General features: G+C 63.8%; 14 protein-coding genes. 9 read left to right on the top strand and 5 right to left on the bottom strand.

All coding sequences use genetic code 11. The features are described from left to right. Positions 1 to 17: 17 nt before the first annotated feature. From pgsA to Q1A85_RS12705, 3 genes are read left to right on the top strand one after another with little or no spacing between them, the layout of a single operon-like run. Entirely contained in the window at positions 18 to 677 is a 660-nt protein-coding gene (gene pgsA, locus Q1A85_RS12715; protein ID WP_299689586.1) for a CDP-diacylglycerol--glycerol-3-phosphate 3-phosphatidyltransferase, read from the top strand. Positions 678 to 681: 4 nt separating this feature from the next. Next, positions 682 to 927 (top strand): molybdopterin converting factor subunit 1, encoded by a 246-nt coding sequence (gene moaD, locus Q1A85_RS12710; protein ID WP_299689583.1) that lies wholly within the window; start codon positions 682 to 684, stop codon positions 925 to 927. 3 nt (positions 928 to 930) lie between these two features. Further along, positions 931 to 1,371: a molybdenum cofactor biosynthesis protein MoaE gene (locus Q1A85_RS12705; protein WP_299689580.1), complete on the top strand. Its 441-nt coding sequence runs from the start codon at positions 931 to 933 to the stop codon at positions 1,369 to 1,371. A 3-nt stretch (positions 1,372 to 1,374) separates the two neighbouring features. On the opposite strand, the gene Q1A85_RS12700 is transcribed toward Q1A85_RS12705, so the two are convergent. The 3 genes from Q1A85_RS12700 to ubiA all read right to left on the bottom strand — a co-directional run bounded on the left by Q1A85_RS12700 (position 1,375) and on the right by ubiA (position 4,634). Beyond that, positions 1,375 to 1,701, bottom strand: coding sequence for a hypothetical protein (locus Q1A85_RS12700; RefSeq protein ID WP_299689577.1), 327 nt, complete (start codon positions 1,699 to 1,701; stop codon positions 1,375 to 1,377). Further along, positions 1,688 to 3,607, bottom strand: a complete 1,920-nt coding sequence (locus Q1A85_RS12695; RefSeq protein ID WP_299690218.1) for an OmpA family protein — start codon at positions 3,605 to 3,607, stop codon at positions 1,688 to 1,690. The genes Q1A85_RS12700 and Q1A85_RS12695 overlap by 14 nt, the downstream gene beginning before the upstream one ends. 64 nt (positions 3,608 to 3,671) lie before the next feature. Beyond that, positions 3,672 to 4,634, bottom strand: coding sequence for a 4-hydroxybenzoate octaprenyltransferase (ubiA, locus tag Q1A85_RS12690; RefSeq protein WP_299689574.1), 963 nt, complete (start codon positions 4,632 to 4,634; stop codon positions 3,672 to 3,674). A gap of 12 nt (positions 4,635 to 4,646) precedes the next feature. Between ubiA and Q1A85_RS12685 the strand changes: the two genes are divergently transcribed. The 3 genes from Q1A85_RS12685 to Q1A85_RS12675 all read left to right on the top strand — a co-directional run bounded on the left by Q1A85_RS12685 (position 4,647) and on the right by Q1A85_RS12675 (position 7,358). Next, positions 4,647 to 5,366 (top strand): 16S rRNA (uracil(1498)-N(3))-methyltransferase, encoded by a 720-nt coding sequence (locus tag Q1A85_RS12685; RefSeq protein ID WP_299689571.1) that lies wholly within the window; start codon positions 4,647 to 4,649, stop codon positions 5,364 to 5,366. Beyond that, complete coding sequence (locus tag Q1A85_RS12680; RefSeq protein WP_299689569.1) at positions 5,363 to 5,899, top strand: hypothetical protein; 537 nt, start codon at positions 5,363 to 5,365, stop codon at positions 5,897 to 5,899. The genes Q1A85_RS12685 and Q1A85_RS12680 overlap by 4 nt, the downstream gene beginning before the upstream one ends. A gap of 88 nt (positions 5,900 to 5,987) precedes the next feature. After that, entirely contained in the window at positions 5,988 to 7,358 is a 1,371-nt protein-coding gene (locus Q1A85_RS12675; RefSeq protein WP_299689566.1) for a glutamate--cysteine ligase, read from the top strand. Between the two features lie 58 nt (positions 7,359 to 7,416). Here Q1A85_RS12675 and Q1A85_RS12670 read toward each other — a convergent pair whose 3' ends face one another. Next, positions 7,417 to 7,908 carry a MarR family transcriptional regulator gene (locus tag Q1A85_RS12670; protein ID WP_299689563.1) on the bottom strand — a complete coding sequence of 164 codons (492 nt, stop codon included), beginning with the start codon at positions 7,906 to 7,908 and terminating at the stop codon, positions 7,417 to 7,419. A gap of 78 nt (positions 7,909 to 7,986) precedes the next feature. On the opposite strand from Q1A85_RS12670, the gene Q1A85_RS12665 reads away from it, so the two are divergent. Continuing rightward, positions 7,987 to 8,862 carry an EamA family transporter gene (locus Q1A85_RS12665; RefSeq protein WP_299689560.1) on the top strand — a complete coding sequence of 292 codons (876 nt, stop codon included), beginning with the start codon at positions 7,987 to 7,989 and terminating at the stop codon, positions 8,860 to 8,862. A 44-nt stretch (positions 8,863 to 8,906) separates the two neighbouring features. Here the strand turns inward: Q1A85_RS12665 and Q1A85_RS12660 are convergent, their stop codons facing one another. Then, the gene (locus tag Q1A85_RS12660; protein ID WP_299690216.1) at positions 8,907 to 9,674 is read right to left on the bottom strand and encodes an FCD domain-containing protein; all 768 of its coding nucleotides are present in this window, start codon (positions 9,672 to 9,674) and stop codon (positions 8,907 to 8,909) included. 103 nt (positions 9,675 to 9,777) lie between these two features. Here Q1A85_RS12660 and Q1A85_RS12655 point away from each other — a divergent pair, with 103 nt between their 5' ends. Both Q1A85_RS12655 and smc read left to right on the top strand, forming a co-directional pair. After that, positions 9,778 to 10,179: a hypothetical protein gene (locus Q1A85_RS12655; protein WP_299689557.1), complete on the top strand. Its 402-nt coding sequence runs from the start codon at positions 9,778 to 9,780 to the stop codon at positions 10,177 to 10,179. A 90-nt stretch (positions 10,180 to 10,269) separates the two neighbouring features. Then, positions 10,270 to 13,761 (top strand): chromosome segregation protein SMC, encoded by a 3,492-nt coding sequence (gene smc, locus Q1A85_RS12650; RefSeq protein WP_299689554.1) that lies wholly within the window; start codon positions 10,270 to 10,272, stop codon positions 13,759 to 13,761. Positions 13,762 to 14,001 lie beyond the last annotated feature (240 nt).

Raw genomic sequence — 14,001 nt, 5'->3', positions numbered from 1 at the left:
GGGATAGAGATGACCGCATGACGTGGAATATTCCAAACCTCCTGACCACATTGCGGCTCTTGGCAGCCCCTCTGGTCGCGGTCATGTTTCTTTACTTCACGCGGCCTTATGCGGACATTCTGGCGGTGGTCCTGTTTATCGGTGCGGCCATCACCGACTGGTTTGACGGCTATCTTGCCCGCGCGTGGGGCCAGCAAACCAAGCTGGGCACCATGCTTGACCCGATCGCGGACAAGGCGATGGTCGTGATCGCGCTGATGGTCATCATCGGCTTTTCCAGCTGGTCGCCATGGCTGGTGTTGCCCGCCACGATGATCCTCTTTCGCGAAGTGTTCGTGTCGGGCCTGCGCGAGTTTCTGGGGGATACGGCCGGTACGCTCAAGGTCACGCCATTGGCCAAATGGAAAACGACGTTGCAGATGGTCGCTATCGCTGTCCTGTTTTCCCAAGGCGTGTTCGAACACTACTTTGGCATGTCGGTCTGGGGGATGGATGACGAGCTTGTGGCGGCGATCCTGCGCGGCGAGGAACCGGACCTGCAAGGCCTTGGCTGGAAACTGGCCGGCGCCGAATGGTCGGGCCGGATCGGTCTGTGGCTCTTGTGGATTGCAGCGGCGCTGACGATGATCACGGGCTATGATTACTTTCGCAAGGCAATGCCGTATCTGAAAGGGTAACAGCATGGACGTCCTCTATTTTGCTTGGGTGCGCGAGCGGATCGGTATCCCAAAGGAACGTGTCGACAGCAGTGCCGCCACGGTCATGGATCTCGTCAATGAGTTGCGCGCGCGGGAAGACCGCTATGCCGCCGCGTTCGAAGACGTCAGTGCCCTGCGTGTGGCCATTGATCAGGAACTGGCCGATTTTGATGCGCCGCTTGATGGCGTGCGCGAAGTGGCGTTCTTTCCGCCTATGACTGGCGGCTGACCGATGCGCATCGCTGTCCAGACCGCACCGTTCGACCTTGGCGATGAGGCCGCCCGATTTGCGTCGGCGCAATCGCACTCTGGCGCGGTCGTAACCTTTACGGGCGTGGTGCGGGACGTGTCAGGTGGGCTGCAAGCGATGGAGATCGAGCATTATCCCGGCATGACCGAACGCGCATTGACCGACATTGCGCAGCAGGCGATGGACCGATGGTCGCTTGAGGATGCGCTGGTGATCCACCGGCACGGCACGCTCACGGTGGGCGAGCAGATCATGATGGTCGCCACCGCCGCCCGCCACCGCAAGGATGCGTTCGAGGCGGCGGAGTTCCTGATGGACTACCTCAAATCCCGCGCGCCGTTCTGGAAACGCGAAGTGACCGGTGACGGCGAGGCGTGGGTGGCTGCTCGGGACGAGGATGAGGACGCGCTGAAGCGCTGGTAGGGCTCAGCCCGTACGCTGGCGGTCGATCCAGGCGCGCAGCTCTTCGGCCTCGTGGCGCGCATCGCGCAGACCGTCCATCGCGGCGCGCAGTTCAGCCTCGGTTTGTTGCAGCTGGTTGGTCAGCTCCGCCTCGCGCTGTTGCAGGTACGTGATCGCCTGATCGCGGGTTTCTTCGGCTTCGTGCAGTTCCTGGCTCATCCGGTCCAGTTCTGCCACGTCACCGGCGGCCACGCGGGTAAAACGGTGGATTAGCCAATTGGCGAACCAGCCAAGGCAAAACGCCACGAACAGGATGATGGCTGTTGCAATGACAAACTCAGTTCTGCTCATCGCTCTGGGCCTCCTCCTCTGTGGCCGGTTCGGCCGTCTCCTCTGTATTGCCTGATCCGGCGAGGGTTTCCAGCGTTGTTTCACCCTCCGGCGCAGAGGGTTTGGGACGGATCAGGCGAAACTCGATGCGCCTGTTGGCTTCGCGGCCCTCTTCGCTGTCGTTCTCGGCGATGGGGTCGCTTTCGCCATAGCCCTTGGCGGAAAAGGTCGAGGTTAGAACACGCCGTGCGCGCAATTCGTTCAGGACCGATTGGGCCCGCGCTTGGCTGAGGTTCAGGTTCATCTCTTCGCGGCCCTGACTGTCGGTGTGGCCTTGAATCTCAAGGCGCAGATCGCCGCACTGGCGCAGCACTTCGGCGATGTCGTCCATGGTGCCCAAGGCGCTGGTGTCGATGGTGGCGCTTCCGGGCTCAAAGGTGATCTTGGACGACGCCACGATTTCGGCAATCTCGGCCTCGCATTCGTCGGGCGTCGGCAGGGCTGCGACCGGGTCCAGCTTTTCCTGATAGGTCACGTTGATATCGAAACCTTCGGCCTCGCCCAGCCGGGCGGCCAACAGGGACGCGATTGTCGTACTGGCTTGGGGGTTGCCGGTGTTGCCGGTTACGACAACGCTGTCCGGGGTCACTGTGACGGCCCCGTTCGACAACTCCGCCAGCGCGCCCAGGCCCGCCAGCACCCGCACGGACCAGTCGCCGGGCAGGTCCTCGACCACACGTGCGCCAGTGTAGACGCTGTCCGATCCAAAGGCCGCCTTGGCATAGCTTTCGGCAACGGTTCGCAGGTTCTCGCTCGACACGCGGCCGCGCAACTGCACCAGCCCCTCGGGGCTGAGCGTGGCCACAAATTCCGGTGGGCCCTGATTGGGGTCCACGGTTTCCGGCAGCTTGGCGTACAGTGCGAACACCTCGGGCAGCGCGTTTTCCAGATCTCCCACGATCCGGTCAAACTCACCCTGCACCGTGCCTTCGGGTGCGATCAGCGTAATGTCGGCATCCGAAAAGGTGACAGAGCCGCCGCCCAACGCGTTCACAGCCTCAATGGATTGCACAACGGCGGTGGACCAATTGGGGCTGGGCACGCCCATGCCGATGGTGCAGGTGCCCGGCCCGGTCAGCCCGGCGGAAAAGGCCGCCCCCATGATCCGGGTCTCTGACCGTTCGGATTCGGCAGAACAGGCGTCAAAGCGTGTTCCGTTTTCGTCCTTCACAAAGCGCAGGGTAAAGGGCGTGATCACAGGCCGCGGGGCCGCGATGTCCAGTGCGACGCGCAATCCGGGCGGCGCGGCGCGGTTCAATTGCGCCTCCAGCCGCGCCTTTTCCTCGGCGCTGTCGGTGATCGCGGTGATCGACACGCGGCCCGCCTCGACCGACACTTTGGCGCGCGGCAGCCGCTCCATCGCGGTCAGCGCAAAGGCCAGCGCATCGTCCCAGCCGGACGGCGCTGGATAGTCGGCAATCTCGATCAGGTCGGTCACGGGGGAATCGCCGCTGATGGCAGTGATACGGTCCACCACCTCTTCGCGGTCGGTCGAGGCGGGGATCAGGCCGATGACGGACAGGCCTGCGTCGTTGCGCAGGATTTCCGCGGAAAACCGTGGCGGGGCGATGGCGGCGGCGGCCTCGACCTGCATCTCGTCAATCACGCGCGCCGCGTCCACGACGGTGCCAGCCGTCGACAGGGCGGCAAAGCGCACCGCTTCGGTGGGTGCTTGGCCTGCGAGGGTGACCTGTAACCCATCGGCCTGCACCTCGGCCCACGTCATGCCTTCGGTGTCCAGCGCATCGCGCACGCCGATCTCAGAGGTCTCTTCAATCAGTTGGACGGACAGGTTGGCCGCAACGAGCGACAAAACCGCAGCACCGGCAAAAATCGCGGCGATCAGAAACAGTGACGACAGACGCATTCCGTTGCTTCCAATAAAGGCCAACTCAGACCCTTGGTCTAAGCCCGGCAGGCCAGAGTTTCAATCACACCAACAGCGCGCCGACAAAAAAGATGAGCGGGATAAAGCCGGTGTCGCGGTTGGCCCGAAACAGGATCATGCACTTTTCCGGGCTCTCGATGTCGAGGCCGCGCAACTGCCATGCCAGATGCCAGCCCATCGCCCACGGACCCGCGAGGGCAGCGACAAGCGCCAGAACCGACGCCTGTTCGGTGCCCGCAAAGATCACCGCCAGCCCCATCAGGCCGACCGTCGCCACCAGAAACCGGCGCAACCATTGCGGTGTGTTTGCGCCAAACAGGCGCGCTGTGGACTTGACCCCGATCAGGGCGTCATCCTCGATATCCTGATGCGCATAGATCGTGTCGTAGTACAGCGTCCACGCAATCCCGGCGGCATAGAGCAGCACCGCAGGCGCATCAAGCTGCCCCCGATGCGCCGTCCACGCCAGCAGCGCGCCCCAGTTGAAGGCAAGGCCCAGAAACACCTGCGGCCACCATGTGAACCGCTTGGCAAAGGGGTAGATGGCCACCGGCACCAGCGCCAGCACCCCCAGCAGGATCGCCGCCGGGTGAAAGGTCAGCAGGATGCCAAAGGCCAGCAGCGCCTGCACGCACATCCAGATCACCGCGCCGCGCACTGTTACCTGTCCCGACGGGATGGGCCGCGACCGGGTGCGCGCGACCTGACCGTCGATATTCCGGTCGGTGATGTCGTTCCACGTGCAGCCCGCGCCCCGCATCAGCCACGCGCCGATGCCGCAGCCGATGGCAATCCATGCATCCTCCCAGCGCGCGCTCTGATCATAAAGCATGGCAAGCGTCAGGCCCCACCAGCACGGCAGCAACAGAAGCCACGTCCCGATGGGCCGATCCGCGCGGCTGAGCCGCAGGTAAGGGCGTGTGGCGGCAGGGGCCATTGTGTCGACCCAGTTGTCCGGGGCGGCGTCTGCCACTTGCGTCTCTGGTGCGGGCGGGGTGTTGGTCATATGTAGGGGCTCATGAGTGACGCAAAGATCCGCCTTTATGTAGAGCACCCTTTGGGGCAGGGGCAATCGGTCCCGCTGTCGCGGGAGCAGGCGCATTATCTCTTTGGCGTGATGCGGCAGGGGATTGGGGCGCAGGTTCTGTTGTTCAACAGCCGTGACGGGGAATGGCGCGCCACCGTGACCGAGGCTGGCAAGCGTGGCGGCACACTGGTCTGCGCCGAACAGACGCGGGCCTTGCAAATGCCGCCAGACCTGTGGCTGCTCTTTGCGCCGATCAAAAAGGCGCGGACGGATTTCATCGTGGAAAAGGCCGCCGAGATGGGCGTGCGTCGCATCGTGCCGGTGCAGACCGAATTCACCAACGCAGGCCGTATCCAGCAAAGCCGCTTGCAGGCCCACGCCATAGAGGCGGCAGAGCAATGCGGCGGCACCTATGTGCCAGAGGTGGCGGACATGGTGCGCTTGGATCGTGCGCTGGCCGAACTGGGCCGCCGCCAGATCATGTTTTGTGACGAAGCCATGGTGGGCGCATCACCCATCCTGCACGGGACAGCAGGCCCATGGGCCATATTGATCGGGCCGGAGGGCGGCTTTTCTGAGCGGGAACGCAAGCGGTTGGTGGGCTTGGACAGCGCACATGCCGTGTCGCTTGGCCCTCGCATTTTGCGGGCCGATACGGCGGCGGTTGCGGCGCTGACCCTGTGGCAAACGCACTTGGGAGACTGGCGATGAGCTTTGTCCGACCTGCGGCACGGGCCGCCATCTGGCGCTGGCGCGAGGTGCTGATCGGCTTGGCGCTCGCCGTGCTGGGCCTGTGGTGGCTGGCGGATTTCACGGGGCTTTTGCGCTACGTCGCGCCTGCGGTGCTGGTGGGGGCGGGTGCGTTGATCATGGTGGGATTTCAGCGCGGACGTTTTCGCGGCCCCGGTGGGGGTGTGGGCACGGTGCAGGTGATCGAAGGGCAGATCACCTATTACGGCCCGCTGACGGGCGGTGCCGTGGCCATGCGCGAGATGACGCGGCTGACCCTCGACGGCACGCAACACCCGGCGCATTGGCTGCTGGAACAAAAGGGGCTGCCGGATGTGCACATTCCCGTGAACGCGGACGGGTCGGATGCGCTATTTGATGCGTTCGCCAGTCTGCCGGGGCTGCGCACCGAACGAATGCTCAGCCAGCTTCAGACCCAACCGCACCAAGCGGTGGTGATATGGGAGCGGCGGACACCCGATCTTGCGCAGATTGCGCCACAGGGCCGTGCCTGAGCGCACAGACGGGGCGCATTGACACCCCGGGCAATTCGCACCATCCCTGTAAGCCGGTAGTCGCCAGCAAAGAGATTGGAGCCAGCCCATGTCCATCCCCCAGTCCGGCGGCGGCCCGATTGAACATCACGACCAGCTGGCCGAATACCTTGCAAGCGGTTGCAAGCCCAAGGCCGACTGGCGTATCGGCACCGAGCACGAGAAATTCGGCTATTGCGTCGACAGCCTGAAACCACTGCCCTACGCGGGCGACCGGTCGATCCACGCGGTTCTCAGCGCGCTGCGCGACCGCCATGGCTGGGCGCCAATCGAAGAGGGCGGCAAGCTGATCGGTTTGCAAAAAGACGGGGCCAATGTGTCGCTTGAACCGGGCGGCGCGTTGGAGCTGTCGGGCGCACCGCTCGAGACCATTCACGAAACCTGTGACGAGGTGAACGCCCATCTCAAGGAGGTGATGGACATCTCCAAGGAGATCGGCGTGGGGTTCATCGGGCTGGGGGCCGCGCCCACGTGGATGCATGACGAGATGCCGCTGATGCCCAAAGGGCGCTACAAGCTGATGGACGCCTATATGGGCAAGGTCGGCACGATGGGGCGCAGCATGATGCGCCGCACCGCTTGCGTGCAGGTGAACCTCGACTACGGGTCCGAGGCGGACATGGTGCAGAAACTGCGGGTGGCGATTGCCTTGCAACCGGTTGCAGTGGCTCTGTTTGCCAACTCGCCTTTCTTTGAGGGCAAGGTGAACGGGCACAAAAGCTGGCGCAGCCGCGTGTGGCGCGACACCGACAACGCGCGGGCGGGCATGGTGCCGTTTATCTTTGAGGACGGGTTCGGATTTGAACGTTGGGTGGACTATGCGCTCGATGTGCCGATGTATTTTGTCTACCGCGATGGGGAATATATCGACGCGTTGGGGCAGTCTTTTCGCGATTTCCTCGACGGTCGTCTGCCCGCGCTGCCGGGTGAAACGCCGCAACTGAGCGATTGGGCGGACCACCTGACCACCGCCTTCCCCGAAGCGCGGATCAAGAAATACATCGAAATGCGCGGTGCCGATGGCGGACCGTGGCGCAGGCTATGTGCGCTGCCCGCATTTTGGGTTGGCCTGATGTACGATCAGACTGCACTGGATGCGGCATGGGACCTTTGCAAAGACTGGACCGCCGAACAGCGCGAAGCGCTGCGGGTTGCGGCGTCGGTTGACGGCCTGCAGGCGCGGGTTGATGGCATCGACATGCACGAGGTCGCCCGGCAGGCGGTGGCGATCAGCCATGCGGGCCTCAAGGCCCGTGCACGTCCGGGGGCAGGTGGTATGATCCCGGACGAGACCCACTTTCTGAACGCGCTTCAGGAAAGCGTGGAAAGCGGGCAGACCCCGGCGGATGAACTGCTGGAACATTATCACGGCGACTGGAACGGCGATCTGACACGGATATTCGCGGAGTATTCCTATTGATCCGCGCCGATCCGGCCCTGTCACCGCAGTCAAGCGTCGTCGCAGGCCAGCGCACCGCCTAGCCGTCGTCGTTCAGCGCATCACCCAAGGCGCGCAGTAAGGTGTCCAGTTCCGACCGCTGATTGTCCGAGATACCCGCAACCAGACGCTTTTGCGTGGCTGCATGTTCGCCCACGGCGGTTTCGATCGTTGAAAACCCGGTGGGCGTGAGCCGGATCAGAAACCCCCGCTTGTCGTTTGGGTTCGGCACCCGCTCAACCAGCCCTGATTTGACCAGTTGATCCACGCGATTTGTCATCGTGCCCGACGTCACCATCGTCAATTCCAGCAACTCTCCCGGCGACAACCCTTCGGGTTTGCCCGACCGGCGCAATGTCGCCAGCACGTCAAAGCTCGCCGCGTTCAGCCCGTAACGCTTCCACGTCTTTTCCATTTCGGAACGGAGCTGGGCGGACAGGCGCGCGATCCGCCCGATCGTCGCCATAGGGCCGGTGTCGATATCGGGCCGGGCTTCTTTCCACTGCTGGATGATGCGGTCCACGTGATCCATGGAACCTGCATATTCGATTTTATCTTGACGTCAAGATATATCAAAGTATCTTGACGTCGAGATAAATGGAGGCGCGCCATGAAACGCCAGTTGGATATCGCCCTTACCGCGCTTGCGCCGTTGATCTGGGGCAGCACCTACTATGTCACCACCGAACTTTTGCCGGACGGGTTCCCGGTCACCATGGCGGCGCTGCGCGCTTTGCCCGCCGGGCTCTTGATGCTGGCGATTGCGCGGCACATGCCGCAGGGCATCTGGTGGGGCCGCATCTTTGTGCTTGGGGCGCTGAATTTTACCCTGTTCTGGTCATTTCTCTTTGTGGCGGCCTACCGGTTGCCGGGGGGTGTCGCCGCGACGGTGGGGGCGGTGCAACCGCTGATCGTCGTGTTCCTCGCCGCTTTGCTGATCGGTACAGCGGTCCGCGCTGCGGCGGTGATTGCCGCGCTGCTTGGCATGGTGGGCGTCGGAATGCTGGTGTTGGGGTCCGGGGTCGCGCTGGACCCGCTGGGCCTGATGGCAGGGCTTGCCGGGGCCGCGTCCATGGCGGCGGGCACTGTGCTGACGCGAAAATGGCAGCCGCCGGTGCCGCTCTTTGCCTTTGCGGCGTGGCAATTGACGGCGGGAGGTATCCTGCTGGTTCCGCTCGCCCTCCTGCTGGAGCCACCCTTGCCACCGCTTGAGGCGGGCAACCTGCTGGGCATCGTCTATCTCGGGCTGATTGGCGCAGCGCTTACCTATGTCCTGTGGTTCCGTGGCATCGCCCGGATTGATCCGGGTGCGGTGTCGGCCTTGGGGTTTCTGAGCCCGCTGTCGGCTGTGGTGATTGGCTGGCTGCTGCTGGGTCAGGCGCTGACATTGGTCCAGATTGGCGGAGCGCTTATCGTTCTGGGCGCGATTTGGCTGGGCCAGCGCGCGGCGCGCATCCGCCCGCCATTGGTGTCCAAACCTGCGTGACAGCCCCGGCGGCCACGGTACGTGTCAAAACGGGATACCCCCGGTCAGGCCTGAGTTTCGTGATCCAGCCGTTGGCGCGCCACATCTTCGTTCCGCTCGGCTTTTTGCTGATCGCGCAGGGCGCGTTCGACATAGTCCAGATGGGTGTGCACCGCGGCGCGGGCGCCGTCCGGGTCACGGGCCTGCAAGGCCGCATTGATGCTGCGGTGCTGGTCCAGCAAGGCCTGACGGGTGGTGCGTTGTTTGAACATGACCTGCCGGTTGTAGAAGACGCCATCGCGCAGCAATTGGTACATCGACCGCATCATATGCAGCATAATCACGTTATGGCTGGCCTCGATGATGGCCATGTGAAACTGCGCATCCAACTGCGCCTCTTCGTCAGAATTGCGCTTGGGGTGGGCGGCCTCCATCTTTTCAAAGACGGTGTTGACCACGGCCAGATCGGTGTCGGACGCGAGGCGCGCGGCGCGTTCGGCTGCCAGCCCCTCCATGTCGCGGCGAAAGCTGAGATAGTCAAACACCGCCTCGTCGTGGCGGGCAAACAGCTGCGTGAGCGCAGGCGCAAAGGCAGACCCCAGCACATCCGCCACAAATACCCCCGCGCCGGGCCGGGTGGCCAGCAGCCCTTCATCCTGCAAGTGGCCAATGGCCTCGCGCAGCGACGGGCGCGACACGCCCAGCCGGTCGGCCAGATCCCGTTCGGGCGGCAACCGTTCGCCGGGCCGCAGGATGCCGCGCAGGATCAATTGTTCGATCTGGCGGATCACGGCGGAAGAGAGTTTTTCCGGTTGGACGGGGCGGAAGGGCATTTCGGGCACCTGATTGCGAATTGGTAAAATCATATGACCAGTTCCGATGCGGTGCAATGCAAGCGTTAAGGCGGCGTTAACCATGACCGGGCAGGGTGCCGGGATGAGGTATCTTGCGCTCTTGTGTTTGCTGGCCGCCTGCAACACCGCAGGCCCGCATTTTCGCGGACTTCCGGTGACGACGGTGACGATTGACGGCTCGACCTTTGACGTGCGCGTCAATGGGCGTCTGGCGGAGGCAATCCGTACGAACATGCAATACGCGCCGCGTTTTGGCCCGATCCAGTCACGTGCGGGCCGCGCGATGGAAATGGTGAGCGGTTGCAGTGTCAAAGAGGTGCGCGGGGATCAGGCACAGGCCACCGGCATTCTCGATTGCGGCAAAGGCGGGCCAAAGATTGACCGGCTGAAACCGCAGGGTGAATACGACTGTTACACGGTGGACAGCTATATCAGCGCAGCCACGAATGAGTTGGTGCTGGACCTGGATTGCACCCTGATCTGAGCGGGGAACCGCAATATCTTGTGGATAAATCGCTTCAGGCCGCTGTTTCTGGGGTCTTCGCGTTGACAGACGCCCCTGCGCCCCGCCACCATGACAGGCCAGAGAGACTCAGAGCCGGACCTGCCCTTGCGCTTTTCCAAACTCAGACTGACGGGGTTCAAATCCTTTGTCGATCCCACTGACCTCATCATCGCGGATGGGCTGACGGGGGTTGTCGGGCCCAATGGCTGTGGCAAGTCGAACCTGCTCGAAGCGCTGCGCTGGGTGATGGGTGAAAACCGGCCCACAGCGATGCGCGGCGGGGGCATGGAGGACGTGATCTTTGCAGGTGCTGCAACGCGGCCCGCGCGCAATTTTGCCGAAGTGTCCCTGCATCTCGACAATTCGGACCGCTTGGCGCCCGCGGGGTTCAATGATCAGGACACACTTGAGATTGTGCGCCGGATCACGCGGGACGTTGGCAGCGCCTACAAGACCAATGGCAAGGATGTGCGGGCGCGCGACGTGCAGATGCTGTTTGCCGATGCGTCCACCGGCGCGCATTCGCCCGCATTGGTGCGGCAGGGCCAGATCAGCGAGCTGATCAACGCCAAGCCCAAGAACCGACGGCGCATTCTGGAAGAGGCGGCAGGCATCTCCGGGCTGTACCAGCGGCGCCACGAGGCCGAGCTAAAGCTGAAGGGTGCCGAACAGAACCTTGCCCGCGTTGATGATGTGATCGAGCAACTGGCCACGCAACTGGCGCAACTGGCCCGGCAAGCCCGGCAGGCGGCGCGCTACCGCGAGATCGGCGACAGCCTGCGCAAAGCGGAAGGGCAGTTGCTCTACCGGCGCTGGCGTGAGGCCGATGAGGCGCGGGCACGCGCCGAAGAGGCTTTGCGCGACCGCACCACCTCGGCGGCGCAAGCCGAAGCCGCAGTTCAGGTGGCGCTGAAGGCGCGCGCCGCCGCCGAAGAGGCCTTGCCGCCCCTGCGCGAGGAAGAGGCGATCGCAGCAGCGGTGCTGCAGCGGCTCACCGTGCAGCGGGACACGCTGGACGAACAGGACAGGCAGGCGCAAAAGACGATCGAAACGCTCAGCCAGCGGATCGTGCAGCTGACTCATGACATCGATCGCGAAGGTGGCCTCAACCGTGACGCGGGCGAGACGATCCAGCGTCTCGAATGGGAGGCGGGCGAGATCGCCAAAGCCAGCGACGGGCATGAAGCGCTTCTGGATGAGGCGGCAAGCGGGGCGCGGGAGGCCGCACAGGTCTTACAGGCCCGCGAAGAGGATCAGGCCGAACAGACCGAGGATGTGGCCCGGCTTGCCGCGCGGCATGGGTCGGCGCAGCGCTTGCTGGATGACAACCGCAAGGTCGAAGCACGCGCGCAGGCCGAGGCGGAAAAGGCGCGCGCGGCGGTGGCGACAAGCGCAGATGCGTTGCGGCAGGCCGAAACGGATGTGACAGCGGCGCAAGCGGCCTCTGTCGAGGCCGAAGCGACAGCGCAGCGGGCTGATGAGACGCTCCTGTCCGCCGAAGAGGCGCGGGCGGATGTGCAGGCGCGCGAAGCGGATGCACGTGCCGAACGGTCCGAGGCCGAAGGCGAGCTGAATGCGCTGCGCGCCGAAGCGGGCGCGCTGGCCAAGCTGGTCGAACGGGATACCGCCGAGGGTGGCCAGATTGTGGACCGTTTGCAGGTCGAGGCCGGGTTCGAAAAAGCGCTGGGGGCAGCCTTGGCCGACGATTTGCGCGCACCAGAGGTGGATGCGGATGGCCCGTCGGGTTGGGCGACATTGCCGGATTACGAGGGGGTGCAGCAACTGCCTGCGGGTGTGACGCCCTTGTCCCTGCATGTTTCTGTCCCATCGGCACTTGCCCGCCGGATGAGCCAGATCGGACTTGCCGATTCCGACGATGCGGCCCGCCTGCATGACCAACTCAAACCCGGGCAGCGCCTTGTGTCGCGCGAGGGCGATTTGTGGCGGTGGGACGGCTTCCGCGCGTGGGCCGAAGATGCGCCCAGTGCGGCAGCACTGCGGTTGCAACAACTCAATCGGCTGGAGGCGCTGAAACAGGCGCAGGAGCGTGCAACCGCACGTGCCGATGGGGCGCGGCAGGCGCATGAGGCACTGACCGCGCGCCTGACCGAGTTGACGGATGCAGATAAGCGTGCGCGCGAGGCGCGGCGGGTGGCAGACCGGATGATGGCGGACGCCGCCCGCGCACTGAGCCGGGCAGAGGCGGACCGCGATCTGGCGCAAAGCCGACTGGATTCGCTGGGCCTTGCCGTGACGCGACACGAGGAAGAGGCGATGGGCGCGCGCAGCCGTTTGGCCGAAGCGGAGACGGCCTTGGCCGATTTGCCGGACCTCGATGCCGCGCGCGCGCAAGTGGAGGATATCCGCATGACGGTCGAGGCGGCCCGCATCACCATGATGTCGCGCCGCTCGGCCCATGACGATCTGCGTCGCACAGGTGAGGCGCGGATCAAACGCGCACAGGAGATCACCAAGGAGGTCAGTGGTTGGAAGCACCGGCTTGAAACGGCGGAGCGCCGCAGCGCCGAATTGGTGGCCCGCAAGGAAACGACAGAGGCAGAACTGGCCGTCGCCGAAAAACTGCCATCGGAATTGGCCGAGACCCGCGCGAGCCTTGCCGAAGAGATCACGAAAGCCGAAGCGCGCAAGGCGCACAGCGCCGACGCGCTCAGCACCGGTGAAGCGGCGCTGCGCACGGCCGCACAAACGGAACGGGATGCAGAACGTGCCGCGTCCGAAGCGCGCGAGGACCGGGCGCGGGCCGAGGCCCTGACAGAAGCGGCGCGCGAGACGGTGCAGGCTGCGGCAGAGCGGATTGCGGACGAACATCAGCAAACGCCGAACCAGCTGCTGACGGCATTGGACGTGACGCCGGATGCGATGCCGGGGGCCGAGACACTGGAGACCGAAGTGGCGCGGCTGAAACGTCAGCGCGATGCATTGGGTGCTGTGAACCTGCGCGCAGAGGAAGACGCCAAAGAGGTGCAAGAAGAGCACGACAACTTGTTGTCCGAAAAGAACGACCTTGAGGAGGCAATCAAGACGCTGCGCGGCGGCATTGCCAGCCTCAACCGCGAGGGCCGTGAGCGGCTGTTAACTGCCTTTGAACAGGTAAATTCGAATTTCTCCATGCTCTTTAAACACTTGTTCGGTGGCGGTGAGGCTAACCTCGTAATGGTGGAAAGCGACGATCCGCTGGAAGCCGGGCTTGAGATTATGTGTCAGCCGCCGGGCAAAAAGCTGTCGACCCTCTCGCTGCTGTCGGGTGGGGAGCAGACGTTGACCGCTTTGGCGCTGATCTTTGCAGTGTTTTTGGCCAACCCGGCCCCAATCTGTGTGCTGGACGAGGTCGACGCGCCGCTGGACGATGCGAACGTGACACGGTTCTGCGATCTTCTGGACGAGATGTGCCGCCGCACCGACACACGGTTCCTGATTATCACGCACCACGCCGTCACCATGGCGCGGATGGACCGATTGTTCGGGGTGACCATGGCGGAGCAAGGTGTGAGCCAGCTGGTGTCGGTGGATCTGAAAAAGGCCGAGACGCTAGTAGCCTAGTGCGCGTCAGATGCATTCAAATTGAGTTAATCTTTCACCGATATCCCTTGGCAGCGGTCCCCAATGGACCGTGCGAGGAGGTGAGTGCACTGACGGAAAGCAAATACCGCAAATGGATGATGGCGATTGCAATAGCGACGCTCGTGATTGGTATCATCCGTCTCTTGATCGGGCTATAGCCTGAAAAAGAGTGACCCGGCAGAGTAGCGGCTCTGCCGGGTCGTTTGTTCGGTGCGTGCA

The organism is uncultured Tateyamaria sp., from assembly GCF_947503385.1.
Lineage (GTDB): Bacteria > Pseudomonadota > Alphaproteobacteria > Rhodobacterales > Rhodobacteraceae > Tateyamaria.
Note: the sequence above shows the minus strand (reverse complement) of the source record. Positions and strands in the feature narration are given on the sequence as shown.

What these genes read in the sequence shown, in the direction of transcription:
- Q1A85_RS12695 (WP_299690218.1), bottom strand. Translation starts at nt 3,607, where the DNA reads ATGCGTCTGTCGTCACTGTTTCTGATCGCCGCGATTTTTGCCGGTGCT.
- Q1A85_RS12675 (WP_299689566.1), top strand. Translation starts at nt 5,988, where the DNA reads ATGTCCATCCCCCAGTCCGGCGGCGGCCCGATTGAACATCACGACCAG.
- moaD (WP_299689583.1), top strand. Translation starts at nt 682, where the DNA reads ATGGACGTCCTCTATTTTGCTTGGGTGCGCGAGCGGATCGGTATCCCA.
- Q1A85_RS12705 (WP_299689580.1), top strand. Translation starts at nt 931, where the DNA reads ATGCGCATCGCTGTCCAGACCGCACCGTTCGACCTTGGCGATGAGGCC.
- smc (WP_299689554.1), top strand. Translation starts at nt 10,270, where the DNA reads ATGACAGGCCAGAGAGACTCAGAGCCGGACCTGCCCTTGCGCTTTTCC.
- Q1A85_RS12660 (WP_299690216.1), bottom strand. Translation starts at nt 9,674, where the DNA reads ATGCCCTTCCGCCCCGTCCAACCGGAAAAACTCTCTTCCGCCGTGATC.
- Q1A85_RS12665 (WP_299689560.1), top strand. Translation starts at nt 7,987, where the DNA reads ATGAAACGCCAGTTGGATATCGCCCTTACCGCGCTTGCGCCGTTGATC.
- Q1A85_RS12680 (WP_299689569.1), top strand. Translation starts at nt 5,363, where the DNA reads ATGAGCTTTGTCCGACCTGCGGCACGGGCCGCCATCTGGCGCTGGCGC.
- Q1A85_RS12700 (WP_299689577.1), bottom strand. Translation starts at nt 1,701, where the DNA reads ATGAGCAGAACTGAGTTTGTCATTGCAACAGCCATCATCCTGTTCGTG.
- Q1A85_RS12670 (WP_299689563.1), bottom strand. Translation starts at nt 7,908, where the DNA reads ATGGATCACGTGGACCGCATCATCCAGCAGTGGAAAGAAGCCCGGCCC.
- pgsA (WP_299689586.1), top strand. Translation starts at nt 18, where the DNA reads ATGACGTGGAATATTCCAAACCTCCTGACCACATTGCGGCTCTTGGCA.
- Q1A85_RS12655 (WP_299689557.1), top strand. Translation starts at nt 9,778, where the DNA reads ATGAGGTATCTTGCGCTCTTGTGTTTGCTGGCCGCCTGCAACACCGCA.
- ubiA (WP_299689574.1), bottom strand. Translation starts at nt 4,634, where the DNA reads ATGACCAACACCCCGCCCGCACCAGAGACGCAAGTGGCAGACGCCGCC.
- Q1A85_RS12685 (WP_299689571.1), top strand. Translation starts at nt 4,647, where the DNA reads ATGAGTGACGCAAAGATCCGCCTTTATGTAGAGCACCCTTTGGGGCAG.